The 18,988-nt window shown below is 69.8% G+C and carries 18 protein-coding genes and 1 pseudogene; 8 read left to right on the top strand and 11 right to left on the bottom strand.

The annotated features are described in order from the left end of the window. Nucleotides 1-3 precede the first annotated feature (3 nt). From cas1b to cas6, 8 genes and pseudogenes are all read right to left on the bottom strand, one after another. Entirely contained in the window at nt 4-990 is a 987-nt protein-coding gene (cas1b, locus tag MARKY_RS10420; protein ID WP_013704840.1) for a type I-B CRISPR-associated endonuclease Cas1b, read from the bottom strand. After that, on the bottom strand, nt 987-1,505 hold the full coding sequence (gene cas4, locus MARKY_RS10415; protein ID WP_013704839.1) for a CRISPR-associated protein Cas4: 519 nt from the start codon (nt 1,503-1,505) through the stop codon (nt 987-989). Before cas4 ends, cas1b begins: the two co-directional genes overlap by 4 nt. Next, nucleotides 1,478-3,754 (bottom strand): CRISPR-associated endonuclease Cas3'', encoded by a 2,277-nt coding sequence (locus MARKY_RS10410; protein WP_013704838.1) that lies wholly within the window; start codon nt 3,752-3,754, stop codon nt 1,478-1,480. Before MARKY_RS10410 ends, cas4 begins: the two co-directional genes overlap by 28 nt. Before the next feature lie 3 nt (nt 3,755-3,757). Further along, a complete protein-coding gene (locus MARKY_RS10405) occupies nt 3,758-4,003 on the bottom strand; it encodes a hypothetical protein (protein WP_041658076.1) in 246 nt (81 codons plus the stop codon). Nucleotides 4,004-4,214: 211 nt separating this feature from the next. Then, nucleotides 4,215-4,448, bottom strand: a pseudogene (gene cas5, locus MARKY_RS12310) (CRISPR-associated protein Cas5); the annotation flags it as partial. A 9-nt stretch (nt 4,449-4,457) separates the two neighbouring features. Continuing rightward, nucleotides 4,458-5,381, bottom strand: a complete 924-nt coding sequence (gene cas7b / locus MARKY_RS10400; protein ID WP_013704837.1) for a type I-B CRISPR-associated protein Cas7/Csh2 — start codon at nt 5,379-5,381, stop codon at nt 4,458-4,460. After that, on the bottom strand, nt 5,368-7,260 hold the full coding sequence (gene cas8b / locus MARKY_RS10395; RefSeq protein WP_013704836.1) for a type I-B CRISPR-associated protein Cas8b/Csh1: 1,893 nt from the start codon (nt 7,258-7,260) through the stop codon (nt 5,368-5,370). The genes cas7b and cas8b overlap by 14 nt, the downstream gene beginning before the upstream one ends. Then, complete coding sequence (gene cas6 / locus MARKY_RS10390) at nt 7,257-7,979, bottom strand: CRISPR-associated endoribonuclease Cas6 (RefSeq protein WP_169311739.1); 723 nt, start codon at nt 7,977-7,979, stop codon at nt 7,257-7,259. Before cas6 ends, cas8b begins: the two co-directional genes overlap by 4 nt. A 163-nt stretch (nt 7,980-8,142) precedes the next feature. Between cas6 and MARKY_RS10385 the strand changes: the two genes are divergently transcribed. The 8 genes from MARKY_RS10385 to hutI all read left to right on the top strand — a co-directional run bounded on the left by MARKY_RS10385 (nt 8,143) and on the right by hutI (nt 16,053). Next, on the top strand, nt 8,143-8,862 hold the full coding sequence (locus tag MARKY_RS10385) for a GntR family transcriptional regulator (protein ID WP_013704834.1): 720 nt from the start codon (nt 8,143-8,145) through the stop codon (nt 8,860-8,862). A gap of 13 nt (nt 8,863-8,875) precedes the next feature. Further along, complete coding sequence (locus tag MARKY_RS10380) at nt 8,876-10,000, top strand: ABC transporter substrate-binding protein (RefSeq protein WP_013704833.1); 1,125 nt, start codon at nt 8,876-8,878, stop codon at nt 9,998-10,000. 10 nt (nt 10,001-10,010) lie between these two features. Beyond that, complete coding sequence (locus tag MARKY_RS10375; protein ID WP_013704832.1) at nt 10,011-10,877, top strand: branched-chain amino acid ABC transporter permease; 867 nt, start codon at nt 10,011-10,013, stop codon at nt 10,875-10,877. A gap of 1 nt (nt 10,878) precedes the next feature. Further along, nucleotides 10,879-11,694: a branched-chain amino acid ABC transporter permease gene (locus MARKY_RS10370; RefSeq protein ID WP_013704831.1), complete on the top strand. Its 816-nt coding sequence runs from the start codon at nt 10,879-10,881 to the stop codon at nt 11,692-11,694. Then, entirely contained in the window at nt 11,691-12,437 is a 747-nt protein-coding gene (locus tag MARKY_RS10365; RefSeq protein WP_013704830.1) for an ABC transporter ATP-binding protein, read from the top strand. Before MARKY_RS10370 ends, MARKY_RS10365 begins: the two co-directional genes overlap by 4 nt. Next, complete coding sequence (locus tag MARKY_RS10360; protein WP_013704829.1) at nt 12,430-13,125, top strand: ABC transporter ATP-binding protein; 696 nt, start codon at nt 12,430-12,432, stop codon at nt 13,123-13,125. The genes MARKY_RS10365 and MARKY_RS10360 overlap by 8 nt, the downstream gene beginning before the upstream one ends. 83 nt (nt 13,126-13,208) lie before the next feature. Beyond that, on the top strand, nt 13,209-14,867 hold the full coding sequence (hutU, locus tag MARKY_RS10355; protein ID WP_013704828.1) for a urocanate hydratase: 1,659 nt from the start codon (nt 13,209-13,211) through the stop codon (nt 14,865-14,867). A gap of 4 nt (nt 14,868-14,871) precedes the next feature. After that, the gene (hutI, locus tag MARKY_RS10350) at nt 14,872-16,053 is read left to right on the top strand and encodes an imidazolonepropionase (RefSeq protein WP_013704827.1); all 1,182 of its coding nucleotides are present in this window, start codon (nt 14,872-14,874) and stop codon (nt 16,051-16,053) included. Between the two features lie 76 nt (nt 16,054-16,129). Here hutI and MARKY_RS10345 read toward each other — a convergent pair whose 3' ends face one another. The 3 genes from MARKY_RS10345 to recF are packed head-to-tail and all read right to left on the bottom strand — an operon-like array spanning nt 16,130 to nt 18,981. Next, the gene (locus MARKY_RS10345; protein WP_013704826.1) at nt 16,130-17,086 is read right to left on the bottom strand and encodes a branched-chain amino acid transaminase; all 957 of its coding nucleotides are present in this window, start codon (nt 17,084-17,086) and stop codon (nt 16,130-16,132) included. Between the two features lie 22 nt (nt 17,087-17,108). After that, nucleotides 17,109-17,927 (bottom strand): DciA family protein, encoded by an 819-nt coding sequence (locus tag MARKY_RS12240; RefSeq protein ID WP_013704825.1) that lies wholly within the window; start codon nt 17,925-17,927, stop codon nt 17,109-17,111. Between the two features lie 22 nt (nt 17,928-17,949). After that, on the bottom strand, nt 17,950-18,981 hold the full coding sequence (recF, locus tag MARKY_RS10335) for a DNA replication/repair protein RecF (protein WP_013704824.1): 1,032 nt from the start codon (nt 18,979-18,981) through the stop codon (nt 17,950-17,952). Between the last annotated feature and the right edge of the window lie 7 nt (nt 18,982-18,988).

The raw sequence follows: 18,988 nt of genomic DNA, 5'->3' as shown, positions 1-18,988 counted from the left end.
GACTCACCCCCTGTGCTTGAAAGGCTCGTAGGGCCGGTCGCCGAGCAGGTGCTTCTCCAGCTTGTAGAGCTCCAGCCTTAGCGTGGTGCGCCACGAGACATGGCGGCCCAGCTTGGGGTGCTTGTACGTGCTTTGCAGGAAGTCTTCCCACTCCTTAAGTACCGTTTTGCGTCCCGCGTCATTAAGGAATACCCCGCCTCCTTCCTTAAGGAAGTGCTTTTGGGAGAGTTGTTTACGGTTAACGAGACGAAAGATTAAACGGTCCACGTAAGTGGGTTTGAAGACCTCCGCCACGTCCAGGTTGAGGGTGTGCCGGCGGTAATTGGTTTCGTGCAGGTACCCGATGCGGGGGTCCAGGTGCGTTTGGTAGATCTGCGCTAGGGTGGCTGTGTAGAGCAGGCTGTTCAGGAAGCTCACCAGGGCGTTGGCGGGCGTGGTGGGAGGGCGGCGCGTCCGCGTGGTCAGGGTGAACGAGTCCGGAAGAATGTGTTCCCAAGCGTGGTAGTAAACCTCGCGGGCGTTCCCCTCGAGCGCCATGAGCTCAGGGATGCTGTTGGTTTCCATGACGGCCTCCTGGAGGTCCTCGATCGTGCGGATGGGCGCCTCGAGCTCCGCGTCGCGGCGCGCGTAGTAGGCCAGGACCCGCACGAGGTTCCATAACGCTCCGCGCACGAAGCGGCGCGCCAGGTCCAGCCGAAGCTGGGGGTTAAGGTAGTGCTCGGCTTGTTTCAGGGTGAGGTGCCCGGAACTCAAGAACTCGCGCGGGTAGTAGGTGCCGACGTAGTAACCGTAGCGGTTGAAGAAGTGCATGGGGACGCGGTGTTGCGTGAGGAACTCGAGCAGGCGCTTATTCAACTCCAGCTCGCCGAAAGCGTAGATCTCCGAGACCTGCTGGATGGGGATGGGGCGTTTGCCTTCCTCGGTTTCGAGGAAGAGGGTGTGTTGCCGGCGGGTGAGGCGTCCTGAACTGAAGATGTAGATGGGTTTCATGCTTCCTCCACCCAGCAAAACCCGTAGTACGCGCAGGAAGCGCAGTAGGGGTTTCGCTCGAGCGCGGGCGGCTGGGGTTGGGTGAGGAGTTGGTGCAGTCCTTCGAGAGCAGCTTGGACGTCTTGCCGGAGGGTGTCGTCCAGCGTGAGGGACTGAACGCGGCGCTCGTGCGGGTAGCGGAGCTCGCCCTTAGCTTGCAGTCCTTCCGCCTCGAGGCGCATCAGGTAGTACCCGAGTTGTAGCCGGTGGGCGTGGTGCGCGCCCCGGGAGAGCTTGACCTCGCCGATCACGAGGGCGGTTCCCTCCTGGCGGATGAGGTCGATCCGCATGCCGGGCAGGGTGATCTCGCGGCGTGCCTTGGGGTAGGCGGTCTCGTGGAGGAGCCGGCCGAGGGCGAGCCGTTCATGGTCCTGCCAGGGTTCGATGGCGTGCCCCATGAGCCAGGCTTCCCGGGGGCAGATGGCGTAGTACCAGATCAGGGTGCCGCTTACAGGAACTGGTCCTTGAGCTCCCATACGAACCCGGTTTCCTCGTCGTAGTAGGCCTCGAGCTCCTCGCGGCGCACCAGGCGGTAGTCCTCGCGTCCGAAGAGCGGGCTGGGAAGGTTCTTGGCCGCGATGCGCGCGATGGGGTTGATGGTGTAGCGGGCGAGTTTCGGGCGGACCCGGCGTAGCCGGGCGCGTTTCCGGGTGGGGTCGGGTTCCTTGAGGGCGGCCTCGAGCTCGGCGAGGGCTTCGCTCGCTTCGTCGTTTTGCTCGATGAAGATCGGGATGCGGATCATCTCCTCTTGGATGAGGGAGAAGCAGCAGACGTCGCACCCTTCGGGGTTTGTGGGGCCGCACCCGTCCCGGCAGCGCCGGGGGTAGCCGCTGCGGCAGAAGCGGTGGTGGGTCATGGCCTCGATGAACCCCGTGGCTTGCGCGGAGGCCAGGCGGGCCTCGAGGGCCGCGAAGTACGGGGGGAGGTGTGCGGTGAGCGCGTGGTCGCTGCCTTCGGTGAAGGTGTTGAAGAAGCTTCGGGCGAGTTCGGCGAGGACCCGTCCGTAGACGCGCGCCATGTTGGTTTCGGGGAGGAGGTAGAGGGGTTCGGGGGGACGGTTGCCGGAGCGGTTGATGCGCCCCGCGACTTGGATGACGGCGTCGACCGGGCCGAGTTCACGCCAGCCTTCCCTGAAGTCCAGGTCGAGGCCGGCCTCCACGATGGGGGTGGCGACGAGGGTGAGGGGGGTGTGGGGGAGTTTTTGCTTGAGGAGCGCGATGCGTTGGGCGCGGTCGTGGGGGGTGAGGTTCGTGGAGAGGTAGTGCACCTCTCCGCCGAGGGCTTTTTGTTGGGCGTAAAGCTCGAGGGAGCGGGCGACGGTGTTCGCCACGATGAGGCGGGAGCGGTTGGGGGGGGTGGTGGGGGGCGTTTCGGCGCGGCGGATGTGCACGCGGGTGGGCCAGTCCGGGAGGTGGGGCGCGAGCTCCAGGGCGTCCTGGAGCAGGGCGGGTTGGGTGGCGGTCGCGAGGATGACGGTGTTTCCGTGCTTGACGAACTCCGTGAGGAGGCGGCGTAGGAGCGGCCAGTGCTCGGCGGGCAGGGCTTGCACTTCGTCCAGGATGAGGATGGTGTGGTTGAGGAGGCGGTGGAGTTTTTTGAGGGTGCGGTTATGCGTCCCGTAGAGCGTCTCGATGACCTGCACGAAGGTGGTGACGATGAGTTCGGCCTCCCAGGACTCGGTGAGGAGGAGGCGGTGCTCGGTTTCGGTGAGGTCGTCCTCATCCCGGGCTTCGCTCAGGTGGTGGTGGGCGAGCAGGGCGTGTTCCGCGGGGATGCCCGCATGCCGCATGGCCGCCTCGAAGACGGCGTGGTTTTGTTCGATGAGGTTGATGTAGGGCAGGGCGTACACGATGCGGGGCGTGTGCCCGCGTTCTGCTTGTACCCGGGTGCGGAGCTCGAGCGCGGCGTTGAGGAGGGTGAGCGTCTTGCCCGCGCCGGTTGGGGCGGTGAGGGTGAGGGCGGCGGGGAAGAGGTGGTCTAGGGGCGCTTCCCGGATGCGTTGCTGGACCGCGCGGTAAAGCCGTTCCCGTAGGGGGTCGATCGGGGCGCCTCGCTTGACCTCGTTCAGGAAGGGTTCCGGTACGCGCTCGGGGAGCGGGACGCGCTCGGGGGAGGGGGTTCCGGCGGCTAGGTGCTTGTCCGCGTCGATCAGGGCGGAGAACAACCAGGTGACTGCCCAGTACCGTCCGCGCGTGACCGCGAAGCGCTGCCGGAGGTCGTTGAGGAAGCGCGGCTTGTCGGTGCGGGCGAACTCGAGGAAGGCCGCTTTTAGGTCGAGCGCTTCCAGGAGCTTTGCGCCTTCTTCCCACCCCAATACCGCTTGGATCTGGGCCTCGAGGGCGTCCAGGCGGGTGAAGCGGCCGGTGAGGAGGTCGCGTTTGTTGGGGAGGAGGGCGGTGGGGGTTTTGAGGTGCCCGTGGTGGCACGCCACCGCGAGGAAGACCGCGAGGGCGTCGTGCCCGCGCTGCGCGCTCACGAACGCTCCGAAGACCGCGCCGGCCCAGGCGTGGTGGAGCCGTTCCCCGTACTGGGCCTTGAGTTGGGCTTGTTCCTTTGGGGGGGCGTGCAGGTACCGCTGGAACCACGGGGTGGCCTTGAAGAGGTCGTGCACCCGCCCGGCGATCCGGGCTTCCGCCTTGAGCTGGGGGGGCGCCCAGCGCTCCGCGAGCTCGGCCACCCGCACCAGGTGCTCCAAGAGGGGTTCGCCGGGCCGGGCCTCGAGCATGCCTCACCCCACGAGGGCGAAGGCCCGCTCTCCGCTCACGAAGACCGGGCCGTTGTAGCGCATCTCCACGGGGCGGCCTTCCGCCTCGAGGCCCAGGTCCTTCGCCAGCACGAGGGTGCGGTCCGGGGCTAGGCGCAGGGGATAACGGTCGTGCAGGATCCGGCCTGGGCCGCGGAGTTCCTCGAGCGCCTCGATCATGAACGCGCCCCAGAGCGGACCGTGTAGGCCGGGCTCGAGTTGGCCGTCCACGAGTTCGGCTTCCTCGATGAAGGCGAGGGCGAAGGCGGGCCCGAGCGCGAGGGGGTATTGGGGGGCGTGGAGGGCGTCGAGCAGGGTTTCCGCGCCGGCGCCTACCGCCGAGCACCTCGTAGCGCAGCCGTCCCGCGGGGTCCTGCGGGACCAGGAACTGCACGGGGACCTGGGTGTGCTCCCCGCCGGCGGCGTGGTTTTCCCCTTGCTTGACCTTGAGGTGGTTCAGGGTCTGGATGAGGAACCGCCAGGGGGCGGCGGGGCGCACAGCGAAGCGCATCTCGGCGAAGCGCTCGGCGTACTCGGGGCCGAGCCCCGCCGCGGCGCCCAGGAGCCCCCGGAGCGTGGGGGGCGGGGGGATGGGGTAGGTGAGGGAGGAGGAGTTGGTGTAGAAGCGGCGGAAGTGCGCGAGTTTTCCCGCCACCACGAAGCGCAACGCCCGCATGGGCGCCTCCTAGAGCGTGTGCAGGTGGGGCAGGCCCTCGAGGCCCTGCACGCGGAGTTCGGGGTGCACCCAGAGCCGGACCTCTTCGATCCGGGACGCGTGCGGCCGTAACGCTTCGGTCAGGGGGGTGAGGTCCAGACGGTAATCCCCTACCGCGCGTACCTTGCGGGGCTCGAGGCCTTCGCTCGGGAGGAAGCGCACCTGGTCGCGGAGGTCCCCCACGGGCGGGAAGGGGTACGCGCCTTCGCGGTAGCGGACGTGGAGGTAGAGGCGGGGCGTCTGGCCGAACTTGCTGCGCGTTACTGCTTCGGCGGGGATGGCTTTGAGGAGGGCTTCCTCGAGGGCGTCCAGGTCGGTTTCCTGTAAGTGGGTGGTTTGGCCGCGGCGGGTTGAGACCCGTCCCATGAAGGCGATGAGCCCGTAGTAGATCCGCCAGTCCTTGCCGAAGGTGCCGTGCTCGTTTTCTCGTCCGGCGAAGGTCGAGGAGATGGTGGAGGAGTCCATGATCTCCACGGGGTGGAGGGAGTACCCCCACGTGAACTGCACCGGTCCCGTGAAGGTGAGGCCGCTCCCCCGGCTTTCGTTCTCCCGGGCTTTGATCGGCATGGTGGCCCCGAAGAGGCGCACGTCGATCAGGCGGTCGAGCAGCCACGGCACGAACTCGCGGTCCTTGGCTTCACGCTGGTGGGTTTCTTGGAGGTCTCTGAGCCGCTGGTCGGCGCTGACGGTGCGTTCGTTCAGGGTGCGCACCCAGACGTCCCGGCCTTGGCTCAGCCAGTAGTCCCGGAGGTAGCGCTTCAGGCGCACGTCGGAGACCAGGGCTCGCGAGGTGGCGTAGTCCATGCGCGGTTTGTTCTCCTCGTCCGGGTCGCCGTTGGGGTTCGTCATCTTCGCGTCGTAGAGGAACAGGATCTCGCCGTCAAGCAGCTTCATGGTCGTCCTCCTTCTCCTTCCTGCCCGCGTTCAGGATGCGGCGGGTCTCGAAGCCGTAACCCAGCAGGATGTAAAAGGCGTTTTCCTCGTCCGAGAGGGGCCAGGGGCGGGGTTGCGCGAGGAGTTCGGTGGCGGTGGCGAAGACCACCTCGCTGGAAGCGTCGAGCCGGCGGTACTCCGTGAGCTTCTCGAAGAGCTCAAGGGCGAAGCGCCGCACTTTTTCCAGGGGCATCCCCTGGTACCCGACCTTTTCCAGGACCGGTTTGCTCTTGCCCCGCTTGTACTGCTCGCTGGCGACGCGGGCAAGCAGCACGCCCAGGAGGAAGAGGGCCGTGCGGGGGGCGTCCAGCCCGAGTGTTTGGATGGGTTCCGTGTAGCCGGGTAGTTTGGTGTCGAGCTCCATCGGGTTCACCTCCAGCATCTCGAGGGCTTCCAGGAAGTGCAGGAAAGCCGTCATCCTGGGGATTGCGTCCTCGATCTCGGGGCAGTAGCCGCCTGGCGCGCGGCAGGATCGGGTGGCGTAGATCCCGGGGTTGTTCCGGTGGATGTACCGGAGAACCTGGAGGAACTCCCGCAGGAGTCGTGGGCGGGACAGGGGTTCCCCCAGGAGGATCTGGCGGAGCACGCGCAGGGCAGGCGCGGCGTGCGGAGCGCCCTGCTCGTGCTTGAGGGGCAGCACGTCGAGGAGCGCCGCGAGGCCGGGCAGCCACGCTCCGGTGCGCGGCGCGCCGAAGAGGGTGTTCGCGTGCCGGTTGGCCTCGCCGATGGCTCGCAGGACCGCTTCGATGCGGGAGGGTTCGACCTCAGGCACAGCCTCGATGAGCTTCACCGCGGACTGGGCGCGCCGGATGAAGAGGAGGGTGAGCTGGGGGAGGCGGGTGTGGGGCTCGAGACGATCCAGGAGCTCGGGTACGCTCTCGAGCCGTTCCAGGCTCGAGGTGGTCTCCCGCAGCAGCGCGCTGAGGGCGTCGAGCGTTTCTTGGGAGAGGGGCGTGGGGTCTAGGTGCGGCACGATCAGGGTTTCCGTCCCCAGCACGCGGGTGGAGAGGTGGCGCTCCAGGTAGCGTTCGCCGCTCAGGGCGCGCGTGTAGCACCGTTGGCACAGGGCGTGGTTCTTCGTCCAGTTCTCCGCGTCGAGGCCGTAGGCGAAGCTGAGTTTGTCGTTGATGAAGAGCTTGATCTTGAAGTGCGTGAATTTAGCATTGACCGCGGTACGCGCGCCGCAGGCGTGGCACACCCCGTCTTTGGCGTCCTCGAAGAGCTCCCCGACGAGTTTGCGCAGCATGTACGCGCGGTACGCGGGCAGCTGAGCCAGGGGAGTGCCGTCGATGGCGAGGGTGTAGAGCACCCCTTGTTTAGGCAGGTCGAAAAGGGCGGTGAGGGCTTTCGCGAGCTGCGCGGGGCGTTGTTTGGGGGGAAGGTCGCGGAGCGCGGGCCAATCCACGTCCAACCCGAGCTTCTGGGCGTCCAGCAGGTAGGCGTACTTGCGCTTCCCGCCTCGAGCCTCGGGGTCGTGCCAGAACAGCTTGGGGAAGACGCGCTCCAGGTACGCGCGGAGCTCGGGGGGCGTGTCCGCGTCCTCGGTGAGGGCGTAGAAGGTCTGGCCCAGGAGGTACGCCAGATTGGAGGTGGTCACGCGCACCTTGGGGGCGTTCGCGCGGGGGTTACCCAGCCACAGGTACGCTTCGGCCCGCGGGGGGTCCAGCACCTCCGTGCGCCACTCCAGGCGGCCTTCCGAGCTTAGGTTGAGGACCACCAGGTGCGGGGCGTTTCCCCGCTTGGGTTTCAGGTTTCCAATGTCCTCGATGAGCGCCTCGAGCACCCCAGCCTCGTCGTTGGCGAGCACTGCTTCGCCTAAACGCGTGAGTTCCCGAATCACGAGACCACCTCCACGTACCCGAAGCCTTGGCTGCCCAGCGCGCCGAGCCCCGCGGTGAGCGCGACCCAGAGGATCTCGGGCGGGGCCGTGAGCCGGTACCGGCCCATCCATCCCTCGATGATCATCCGCCGGAACCGCTCGATCTTCTTGTGGCGGGGGGTCACCCCCACGGGCTCGAGGTGCAGCGTGCCCGACGTTTCGCGGTTTAGGGCCTGGGCTTTGGCGCGCAGGTTTTCCAGGACGAGCGCGGCGAACTCGGGCTCGAAGGGGGTGTAGTACCTGCGCTGCCCGTTCTCCTTGCGGTACACCGTGATGGGGGCGCGGGCCTCGAGGAGGGCGGGGGTTTGGGGGAGGGGCACCTCGGATAGGGTGAGTTCCTCCAGGGTGAAGCGGGCCTTGTGGAGCCGCACCCTGGGTTGGGTGAGCAGCCCCTGAGCGAACCCCTGGGCCACCTCGGGCAGCGGCGAGGCCAGGTGGAACGCGACGGGGCCGGTCGCGAGGAGGGCTTTGAACGCTGGCTGGGGGCGCAGCTTTCCGGTGAGGCGGGAGAAGACGAACGGCTTGAACCGTCCCCGTTGGGTGGGGAGACCCTCGTCGTGCAGCCAGCGGCTGAGCTTCTCGGGGAGGCGGCGGTAGACCAGGCCTTGCAGCTCCTCCCGGTAGGTGAACGGCAGGAGGACGGGCTCCGAAGGCCTCAGCCACACGGTGACTTGATGCACCACGGTTTCATCCTACAAATGGAGGAGCTTGAGGCAGGTGCATATTGCACACCCCACCTCGAGCGCGGGGGCGCGTCCCTACCCATGCCTGTGGGGGTGCTTGACACGCGGGCGGCGGCGCGGCCAGAATGGGGGAAACCTGTATAGACAAGTGGGGGCGGCGTTGAAGTACAAGCGGATCAAGGACCAGCTCTTACAAGCCATTCGCGCGGGCCGGTACACGCACGCGCTGCCCTCGGAGCCCGCGCTCGCCCGCCAGTACGGCGTGAGCCGCATGACCGCCCGCCGGGCCCTCGAGGAGCTCGTGCGCGAAGGGTACGCCCTGCGCGTCCCGGGCAAGGGCACCTTCCTCGCCGAGCGGCGGTTCAGCCAGGGGTTCTTCCGGGTGCGGCCCTTCTACGCGTACGCCGCGGCCCAAGGCGCCCGCCCCGCCACCCGCCTGGTCTCGGCAGGCTTCGCCGAGGCCCCCGAGCCCGTCGCCCAAAAGCTCGGCACGCGCGAGGCGGTGTGCGTTCGCCGGATGCGGTACCTGGACGGCACGCCCGTCCTCTTCGAGACGCGCTACCTCCGCCGCGACCTGTGCGCCGCGGTCCTCGAGGAGGACCTCGAGGCCGAGTCGCTGCACGAGCTGCTCGTGCAGAAGCTGGGGCTGCCCCTCACGCGGGTCTGGCAGCGGCTCGAGGCCAGCGAGCTCGTGGGGGAGCTCGCGCGTTGGTTCGGGTTGCCCTCGGGCTTCCCGGCCTTCCGCATGGAGCGGGTGACCTTCACCTTCGAGACGCCCGTGACGTGGGTGGAGTACTTCATGCGGGGGGACCGGTACGTGTTTGAGGACACGTTCTCCCCCCAGGCGGAGGCCGCCGGGGTGGGGGAGCGTGCCGAATGAGGGAGGTGGTGTGATGCGGCAGGTGTTCATGGCACTGGCGGTTCTGTTGGGGGTGGCGCTGGCGCAGGCGCCGGTGAAGGTCGGGGTGCTCGCGCCGCTCTCCGGGTTCGCCGCGGCGGACGGGCGGAGCGCCCTCACCGGGATCGAGCTCGCGGTGGAGGAGATCAACGCCCAAGGGGGGCTCTTGGGGCGGCCGGTTGAGCTCGTGGTGTACGACGACCAGGCCGACCCTAAGCAAGCCGTGAACTTCGCGCGGCGCCTCGTGGAGCTGGATAAGGTCGCGTTCGTGATCGGTGCCTCGTACTCCGGCGCGTCGCTCGCGGCGGCGCCGGTGGTGAACGAGGCGGGCATTCCCTTCATCGCCGCGTACGCGGTGGCCCCGGACATCACCCGGGACAAGCCGTACGTCTTCCGCATGGGCCTGCTCGGCACCGTCCAGGGCCGGGTGGGCGCCGAGCTCGCCCACGAGCTCGGCGCGAAACGCGTTGCGATCCTCACGATCCAGAACGACTTCGGGCGGGCCCTCGAGGCCGGGTTCCGCGAGCGGGCCCAGGTGCTGGGTCTCGAGATCGTCTACCGCGACACCTACCCCTTGGGGAACAAGAACTTCACCCCGATCCTGGCCCGGCTGCGCGCCGCGCGGCCGGAGGTGCTGTACGCGAGCGCGTACTTCTCCGAGGCCGCGAACCTGGTGCGGCAGGTGCGTTCCTTGGGGATGGAGGTGCGGGTGATCGGGCAGGAGGGGTACGACTCCCCGAAGTTCATCGAGCTCGCGGGGGACGCGGCGGAAGGCGTGTTGATCACGACCACCCTGGACCGGGACAGCACGGACCCCGCGGTCCAGCGGTTCCTCGAGGCTTACCGCGAGCGGGCGGGCATCCCCGCGGACATGGTGGGGGCCTCGGGGTACGCCGCGATGCAGGTGATGGCTCTGGCCGCCCAGCGCGCCGGGGGCCTCGACGGTGAGGCCCTCCGCGAGGCCCTCGCCCAGCTCGAGGAGGTCGAGACCGTGGTGGGGCACGTCTTCTACTGGACGGAGGACGGCGACCCGGTGAAGACCGCGACGGTGCAGGAGGTGCGGGAGGGCCGGTTCCGGCGCTTCATGAAGTTCGACCGGATCGAGGTGCTCAAGCCCTAAAGGGGGCGGCGTGGACTGGGTGACGTTCGGGTACCTCGCGGTGGACGGCCTGGCGGTGGGGAGCGTCTACGCCCTCACCGCCCTGGGCCTCACCCTGGTCTACGGCCTGCTCCGCGTGCTGCACGTGGCGCACGCCGGGGTGTACGCGGTGGGGGCGTACGGGGGGTGGCTCGCGTATAGCGCCACGGAGCACCTGGGCTTCGCGCTCGCGGCGGGTGCGCTCGCGGCCACCCTCTTCGGCCTTTTCCTCGAGTGGTGGTTCTACCGTCCCCTCGCAGGCAAGCCGCCCCTGATCCCCCTGATCGGCTCGATCGGGTTGTTCCTCGCCACGGGGGATCTCTTGCGCATCCTGTTCGGCCCCTACCAGCAAAGCCTCCCGGCCCTCGAGCCGCGCCCGGTCCTCTTTTTGGGGGCGGTGGGGGTGACCGCCCCGCAGGTCGCGGTCCTTCTCGGCACGGCCCTGCTCCTTTTGGGGGTGTACGGGGTTACGGCCCGGACCCGGTTGGGGCTCGCTTGGCGCGCGCTCGCGCAGGACCTGGAGGTTGCGAGCGCGTTGGGGATCCACCCGCCGCGGCACACGGCGCTGGCCTTCGCGTTGGCCTCGGCCCTCGCGGGGGTCGCGGGGGTGCTGATCGGGGTGTACTACAACCAGGTCTACCCCACGATGGGGGACGTGCCCGCGTACAAGGCCCTGGCGGTGGTGGTGCTCGGCGGGTTGGGGAGCGTGTGGGGCACGGTCGCGGCTGGGGTGCTGCTCGGGCTGGTGGAGTCGCTGGCGCTGGCGTTCCTGGGGAACGCCTTCCCCCCGGAGGGGGTGGCGTTTTTAGCGTTGATCGTGGTGCTCCTCGTGCGTCCGCAGGGGTTGTTCGGGAGGTAGCGTGTACGCGGTAACGGTCCTGACCCTATTGCTTCTCTTCGCGATCCTCGCGCTCAGCCTGAACCTGATCACCGGGGTGGCCGGCCAGGTCACGCTGGGGCACGCGGCCTTCTTCGGGGTCGGGGCGTACACCCTGGCCTACCTCACCACCGAGGCCGGGGTGGGGTTCGGGCCGGCCCTCGCGGCCAGCGTGCTCGCCGCGGGCGTGGTGGGGCTCGCGCTGGGCGCGGTCAGCCTCCGGCTGCGGGAGGACTTCCTCGCCATCGCCACCATCGGGGTGAACTTCGTCGCGGTCGCGGCCTTCCTCTACCTGCCCTACTTCGGCGGAGCCTTCGGGATCAGCGACATCCCCCGGCCCGCGGGGCCCCTCGGGTTCTTCGGGCTGGTCCTGCTCGCCTTCGCCTTCACCGCCTGGCTGCACGAGCGCGTGCGCGCCTCGGACCTCGGCCTGGCCCTCCTCGCCTTGAGGGAGTCCGAGGCGGCCGCGGCCGCGCTCGGGGTGGACGTGCGGCGCTTCAAGGTGACCGCGTTCGCCCTGGGGTGCGCCCTCGCCGGGCTCGCCGGGGGGCTTTACGCCAGCTACATCCGCGTCATCCACCCCGAGGACTTCGGCTTCCCCCTCTCCGTCACCCTCCTCGCGATGGTCGCGGTGGGCGGGATGGGCACCCTCTGGGGGCCGATCGCGGGCGCGGTGCTCCTCGGGGGGTTCGCCCAGGCCTTCGCCTTCGTGCAGAACTACCAGCTCTTCCTCTACGGGCTCCTCCTCGCGCTCACCATGCGCTACCGGCCCCAGGGGCTGTTGGGGAGGCGGCCGTGACCCTCCTCGAGGCCCGGAACCTCAAGAAACGCTTCGGCGGCGTGCAGGCCGTGGCGGGCGTGGACCTCGAGGTGCGCGCGGGGGAGGTGGTGGGCCTGATCGGGCCGAACGGCGCGGGCAAGACCACGACCTTCAACCTCATCGCGGGCGCGCTTTTGCCGGACGAGGGCAGCGTGCGGTTCCTGGGGCGGGACGTGACGCGCTGGCCCGCGCACCGCCGGGCCCACCTGGGGATCGCGCGGACCTTCCAGATCCCCCAGCCCCTGGCGGAACTCTCGGTGCTGGAGAACGTCCTGGTGCCCCTCGCGCGGGCCGCGCTTCGGCGTGTGCTGCCGCTCGGCCCGTACCGCCGCCCCGAGCGGATCGCGCGGGCCCGTGAACTGCTGGTGCGGGTGGGCCTCGAGGCGCACGCGGAACAACCCGCTGGCCGGCTGCCCCTCGGGATGAAGAAGCGCCTGGAGGTGGCGCGGGCGTTGGCCCTCGAGCCCCGGCTACTGCTGTTGGACGAACCGCTCGCGGGCTTGACCCTGCGCGAGGCGGAAGGGATTTTGGAGTTGATCGCGGGGTTAAGGGAAGGGATCGGCGTCGTGCTGGTGGAGCACAACGTGCGCCTGGCGCTGGGGGTGTGCGACCGCGCGGTGGTGATGGACGCGGGGCGCGTGATCGCTGCGGGTCCTCCGGAGGCCGTGAAGCGCGACCCCCGGGTGATCCGGGCGTACCTGGGGGAGGAAGCGGATGCTTGAGGTGCAGGACCTCGAGGTGCGGTACGGGGAGGCCCTCGCGGTGCGGGGGGTTTCCCTCGCCGTGCGGGAGGGGGAGTGGGTGGCCCTCATCGGGCCGAACGGGGCGGGGAAGACAAGCCTGATCAAGGCCCTGCTGGGCCTCGTGCCGCACCGGGGTGCGGTGCGGTTTCTAGGGCGGGACCTGTCGCGCCGCCCCCCCTGGGACCGGGCGCGCGCGGGGCTCGGGTACGTGCCGGAAGGCCGCCGGCTCTTCCCGAAGCTCACCGTGGAGGAGAACCTGCGGGCGGGGGCGTACACCCGGCCCGAGGCGGAGGTGCGCGCGGGCCTCGAGGAGGTCTACGCCCTCTTCCCCCGCCTGGCCGAGCGGCGGCGGCAGCTCGCGGGGACCCTCTCGGGCGGGGAGCAGCAGATGGTGGCCTTGGGGCGGGCCTTGATGGGTCGGCCGCGGCTGTTGCTGGTGGACGAGGCCTCGTGGGGCCTGATGCCCCTCGCGGTGGACCTCGTCTTCCAGACGCTCGCCCGAATCCACCGGGAGGGGCGCGCGATCCTTTTGGTGGAGCAGAACGCGCGCCGCGCCCTGGCGCACGCCCAGCGGGCCTACGTGATGGAGGCCGGGCGGGTGGTGCTGGAGGGGCCCGCCGCTCGCGTGGCGCAGGACCCGCGGGTCCTCGAGAGCTACGTGGGGTGAACCTGTCTATACAACCCCGCCCCGCGTGAGGTAAAACCAGGGTGAACCCACACCGGGCCCCACCCGGAAAGGAGGTCGGTAACGTGCAGGCGTACAAACCCGTGCGGGCCCCGCGCGGGCCCCAACGAACCGCGAAAGGCTGGATCCAAGAGGCCGCGAAGCGCATGCTCATGAACAACCTCGACCCCGAGGTGGCCGAACGCCCCGAGGAACTCATCGTCTACGGGGGGCGGGGCCGGGCGGCCCGCAGCTGGAAGGACTTCTGGCGGATCATCGAGGTCCTCGACCGCCTCGAGAACGACGAGACCCTCCTCGTGCAGTCCGGCCGGCCGGTCGGCGTGTTCCGCACCTTCCCCCAGGCTCCCCGCGTGATCATCGCGAATTCCAACCTCGTGCCGCGCTGGGCCAGCTGGGAGGTGTTCGACGACCTGGAGCGGCAGGGCCTCATCATGTACGGCCAGATGACCGCGGGCTCCTGGATCTATATCGGCACCCAAGGCATCCTCCAGGGCACCTACGAGACCTTCCTCGCCGCGGCCCGCAAGCACTTCGGCGGCTCCCTCAAAGGCACGATCACCGTCACCGCGGGGCTCGGCGGGATGGGGGGCGCGCAGCCCCTCGCGGTCACGCTGAACGAAGGCGTGGCGATCGTGGTCGAGGTGGACCCCCGCCGCATCCAGCGCCGCCTCGAGACCGCCTACCTCGACACCTGGACGGACGACCTGGACCAGGCCCTCAAGATGGCCGAGGCGGCCAAGCGGCGCGGCGAACCCCTCTCGATCGGGCTGCTGGGGAACGCCGCGGTGGTCCTGCCGGAGATGGTGCGGCGCGGCTTCATCCCTGAACTCGTGACGGACCAGACCTCCGCGCACGACCCCATGTACGGGTACGTCCCGCCCCTCGCCGCGGACGAGGACCCCGACACCCTCCGCGAGCAGGACCCCCAAGGGTACCGGGCGCGCGTCCTCGAGGCCATGGCCACCCACTGTCAGGCCATCGTGGAGATGCAACGCGCGGGCGCGGTGGCCTTCGATTACGGCAACAACCTGCGGGCCTTCGCCAAGGAGGGCGGGTTCGCGGACGCGTTTAGCTACCCGGGGTTCGTGCCCGCGTTTATCCGCGACCAGTTCTGCGAGGGGCGCGGCCCCTTCCGCTGGGTGGCGCTCTCCGGGAAGGCGGAGGACATCTACAAGACCGACCAGGCGATCCTCGAGCTCTTCCCCGAGGACGAGGGGCTCCGCCGCTGGATCGAGCGAGGCACGAAGAAGTTCAAGTTCCAAGGCCTGCCCGCGCGCATCTGCTGGCTGGGGTACGGGGAGCGGGACAAGGCCGGGCTGCGCTTCAACGAGATGGTGCGCCGCGGGGAGCTCGAGGCCCCCATCGTGATCGGCCGGGACCACCTGGACGCCGGGTCCGTCGCCAGCCCCTACCGCGAGACCGAAGCCATGAAGGACGGCTCGGACGCGATCGCCGACTGGCCCCTCTTGAACTTCGCCTTGAACGCCGTGAGCGGCGCGGGCTGGGTCAGCTTCCACCACGGCGGCGGCGTGGGCATGGGGTACTCCCTCCACGCGGGGCAGGTCACGGTCGCGGACGGCACCCCGGAGGCCGCTCAGCGCCTGGAGCGGGTGTTGCTGAACGACCCGGGAACTGGCGTGATGCGCCACGCCGAGGCCGGGTACGAGAAAGCCCAGCGGGTCGCGCGGGAGCGGGGGCTGGACCTCCCCAGCCAGACGGGGTAGCGCCGTGCGGGTCTTCACCGGGATCACCGACCTGTACACGCCCTTCACCCGCGTGGAACGCGCGGCCCTCGCGGTGCGGGAGGGCCGGGTGGCCTGGGTTGGGCCCGCGGCCCAGCTGCCCGAACCCTACCGCGCCTGGCCCCACGAGGACCTCGGCGGGCGCGGCGTCGTGCCCGGCCTCGTGGACAGCCACACGCACCTCATCTGGGCGGGCAGCCGCCTCGAGGAGTACGCGCTGCGCGCTAGGGGCGCGAGCTACGCGGAGATCCTCGAGGCCGGCGGGGGGATCCACCACACCACCCGCGCCACCCAAGCCGCGAGCGAGGACGAGCTCTTCGCGCTGGCCCAGGCCCGCGCCCGGACCTTTTTGCGCACGGGCGTGACCACCCTCGAGGTCAAGTCCGGGTACGGCCTCGAGGTGACGCACGAGCTCAAGATGCTCCGCGTGGCGCGCCGTCTGGCCGAGGCTGGGCCCCAGCGGGTCGTGCCCACCCTGCTCGCGCACGTCATCCCCGCGGGGTGGGACCGCGCGGCGTACCTCGAGGTGTTCACCACCGAGCTGATCCCCGAGGTCGCCCGCGAAGGCCTCGCCGAGGCGGTGGACGTCTTCGTGGACCGCGGGGCCTACACCCTCGCCGAAGCTGAACGCATCTGGGAGGCAGCGCTCGCGCACGGCCTCAAGGTCAAGGCGCACGCCGAGCAACTCACCCGCACCGGGGCCGCGCGGCGCGTGGCCGAGCTCGGCGGCCTCTCCGCGGACCACCTGGAGGCCGCCACCCCCGAGGACTGGGCGGCCCTCGCCGCGCACGGCACCGTCGCCACCCTCCTCCCCGGCGCGACCCTCCTCCTTAAGCAGCCCTTCCCCGACGCGCGGAGCATCTGGGACGCCGGGGTCACGCTCGCGGTCGCGACCGACCACAACCCCGGCTCGAGCCCCTTCTACAACCTGTGGCTCGCCCTTCAACTTACGATCGCGTTGGGCGGCCTCGCCCTCGAGGAGGCGCTCCAGGCGGGCACCGCGAACGCCGCCCAGGCCCTCGGCCACCCCGAACTCGGCCGGCTCGAGCCGGGCAGCGCCGCGGACTTCGTGGTGGTGGAGGCCCCGGCGGCCCTCGAGCCGCTCTACCGCTGGGGGGAGACGCCCATCCGCGCGGTTTACGTGGGCGGACGGCGGGTCTGGGGGTGAGGCGCGACCCAAGAGAACCCAACGCACCCCCGGGGGGGCTCCGGGGGTGCGGGAAGCGTGACGCGCCGACGCGCGGTTACTGCACGTACGTGAGCCAGTGCTCGTACTCGGGGCGCTGACCGGTCACGGCCTCGAGGTACGCCTTGCGGATTTTGAGGGTGATCTCGCCCGCGGTGCCCGTGCCGATGGGTCGCCAGTCGATCGAGGAGACGGGGGTGACCTCGGCTGCGGTGCCCACCATGAAGACCTCGTCCGCCATCCAGAGCTGCTCGCGGGTGGCGCGCACCTCCTTCACCTCGTACCCGAGGTCGCGCGCGATCTGGATGACGGAGTCGCGGGTGATGCCCATCAGGTTCACGGAGTGCTCGATCGCGTACACGACCCCTTTCCGCACGAAGAAGATGTTCTCGCCCGAGCCTTCCGCGACGAACCCCTGGTCGTCCAGCAGCAGGGCCTCGTCCGCCCCGGCGGAGAGGGCGTCCATCTTGGCGAGGGCCGAGTTGATGTAGTTCCCGCCGGCCTTAGCCTTGCCGGGCATGACGTGCGCGGGGAAGCGCGCCCAGCTGGCGGTGATGAGCTTCGCGCCTTTCTTGATGGCTTCCTCACCCAGGTACGCGCCCCACTCCCACGCCGCGACCATGACCTCGGCAGGGTTGTTGGGCAGGGGGTTCACGCCGAGGGTGCGGGCCCCCATCCAGACGAGGGGGCGGATGTAGCAGGCCTTGTACCCGTTGCGCTTGACGGTCTCGACGATGGCCTGCTTCACCTCGTCGAAGGTGAAGGGAATCTCCATGCGGAGCACCTTCGCCGAGTGGAAGAGGCGCTCGACGTGCTCGTCTAACCGAAAGATCGCCGGGCCTTTGGGGGTCTCGTACGCGCGGATCCCTTCAAAGACGCTGGTGCCGTAGTGCAGGGCGTGCGAGAGCACGCTGACCCGAGCTTCCTCTTGGGGGACGAACTCCCCATTGAGCCAGATCAGCCCGGCCTTGATGTGAACGTCGCCGCCGCCTTTGCTCTTGGTTTCGGTCGCCATGATGACCCTCCTTGCCCCCCTATCATACTTCCTTGAGCAGGTGTTGTGCCGGTTTAGGGAGCAGGTGACGGTAAGGCGTTACATTCTCTTGCCCGGTGCGGAGCTGCAGGTACCGGCGCGCGATGTCCGCGAGCATCGGGAGCAGCTCCGGCTGCTGCGTCGCTTGGGGCAGGAGCTCGTTGAGTTGTGCCTCGAGCTGCGCCGTGGCCAGGTACCGCGCGGCGGCCTCGAGGTCCCCCTCGAGCCGGGAGGCGAGCGGCCGGCGGGTCAGGCGCTCCGCTTCACGCTGCACCACGGGGTCCGCGAGGAGCCGCTGGCAGTGTCGGCACGGCTGGGGCCCCGCGGGTACGCCGCACACCGGGCACGGGGGGGAGGGGGCGGCCTCGAGGTGGGCGAGCAGGCGCGCGCCGGCCGCTTGCACTTTGGGCCGGAGTTCTTCCGGTACTCGAGCCGCGAGGTCCTCTAGTTTGCGGGCGGCCTCGAGGGGGAGGGGCGGCGGGGGTTCGGGCGGGGGTGGGGCGGGGGGAGGCGCGGAGCGTACCGGGCCGGTGACGAAGCGGATCTCGCGCACCACGTCCTCCCCGAGGTGGTGGGCGTACCGCTCGAGGAAGGCCTGGCGCTGGTAGGTCAGGTGGTGCGCGGCGACCGCGTCCTGCACCCGCACGACGAGCGTGCCGTCCGCGAAACGGAGGGGTTCGGTGATGCCCGCGAGGACCGGGCCCGCGACCTGGGGCCAGAGGTGAAGCACCCGGCCCCGCTTGAACCCGGCCTCGAGGCGGTACTTGCGGAGGAGCGTGGCGAGGAGCTCGCTGGGGCGAGCCGTGCGTTTGTGCCGGTTCATGCCCTGCCTCCGTTCCCTTGCCTTAGGTATGCCATACGCCCCCCTCGATGTGCACCACCGGGAGGCCCTCGGGAGGATCGGTTCCGGTGAGGATCGCTTGCGGTAGGGCTTGGGCGTACGCGAGGAGGGCGGTGCGCCGCCGGGCGTCCAGCTCCGCGGTGAAGTCGTCCACCAGAAGGACGGGGGCCTCCCCGTGGTGCGTCCAGAGTAGCCGGTGCTCCGCGAGGCGCAGCGCGAGCGCGATGGCGCGGGCCTCGCCCCGGCTGGCGAACTGGGGGGCTTCGAGCCCGTTCAGGAGGAGCTTGAGGTCGTCCCGGTGCGGCCCGAACAGGGTCGCGCCGCGCTCGAGCTCCTCCTGGAGGTGGGTTTCCAGCGCCTCCAGGTACCCTTCGGGCGTCACGGTTTCGCGCAGGGCGAGCTCGAGCGTGCCGGGCGCGAGTTCGCGGTACGCTTCCTGCGCGAGGGGCTCGAGGCGGGTGAGGAGGCGGCGGCGGAGCTGGAGGATCTCGCTGCCGTAGGTGGCGAGTTTTTGGTTCCACGCCGCGAGGCCCGCGAGGCGCCCTTGGCCTTTGAGGAGCGCGTTGCGCTGGCGTAAGGCGCGCTCGTACGCGGAGAGGAGGGAGCGGTAGCGGGCGGAGAAGCGGGTGAGGAGGAGGTCCATCCAGCGCCGGCGTTCCTCGGGGCCGCCCAGGACGAGGGCGGTGTCCTCGGGCCGCACCCAGACCGCGCCGGGGTACTCCGCGAGTTCGCGGAGGCTTGCGGGGGCTTCGTTCACCTTGACCTCGCGGCCCGCGGGGCCGAAGCGGTGCTCGAACCGCACCCGCCCCAGCTCGGTTTCCGCTTCGGCGAAGAGCTGCGCTTCGCGTTCCCCGAACCGCACGCGTTCGCTTAACGCGCCCCGGACCTCCCCGCCGAGCGCGAGGTAGAGGGCCTCGAGCAGGTTGGTCTTGCCTTGCGCGTTCGCGCCCACCACCGCGAGGGGCCCGCCCGCTAGGGTGAGTTCGCTGGAGCGGAGGTTACGAAAGTGGCGCTGGCGAAAGCGGAGCAACCGCACGGTGCTG

Origin of the sequence: Marinithermus hydrothermalis DSM 14884, assembly GCF_000195335.1 — a bacterium.
GTDB lineage: Bacteria > Deinococcota > Deinococci > Deinococcales > Marinithermaceae > Marinithermus > Marinithermus hydrothermalis.
The sequence above is the reverse complement of the archived record's forward strand: the minus strand, read 5'-3'. Positions and strand labels throughout refer to the sequence as shown.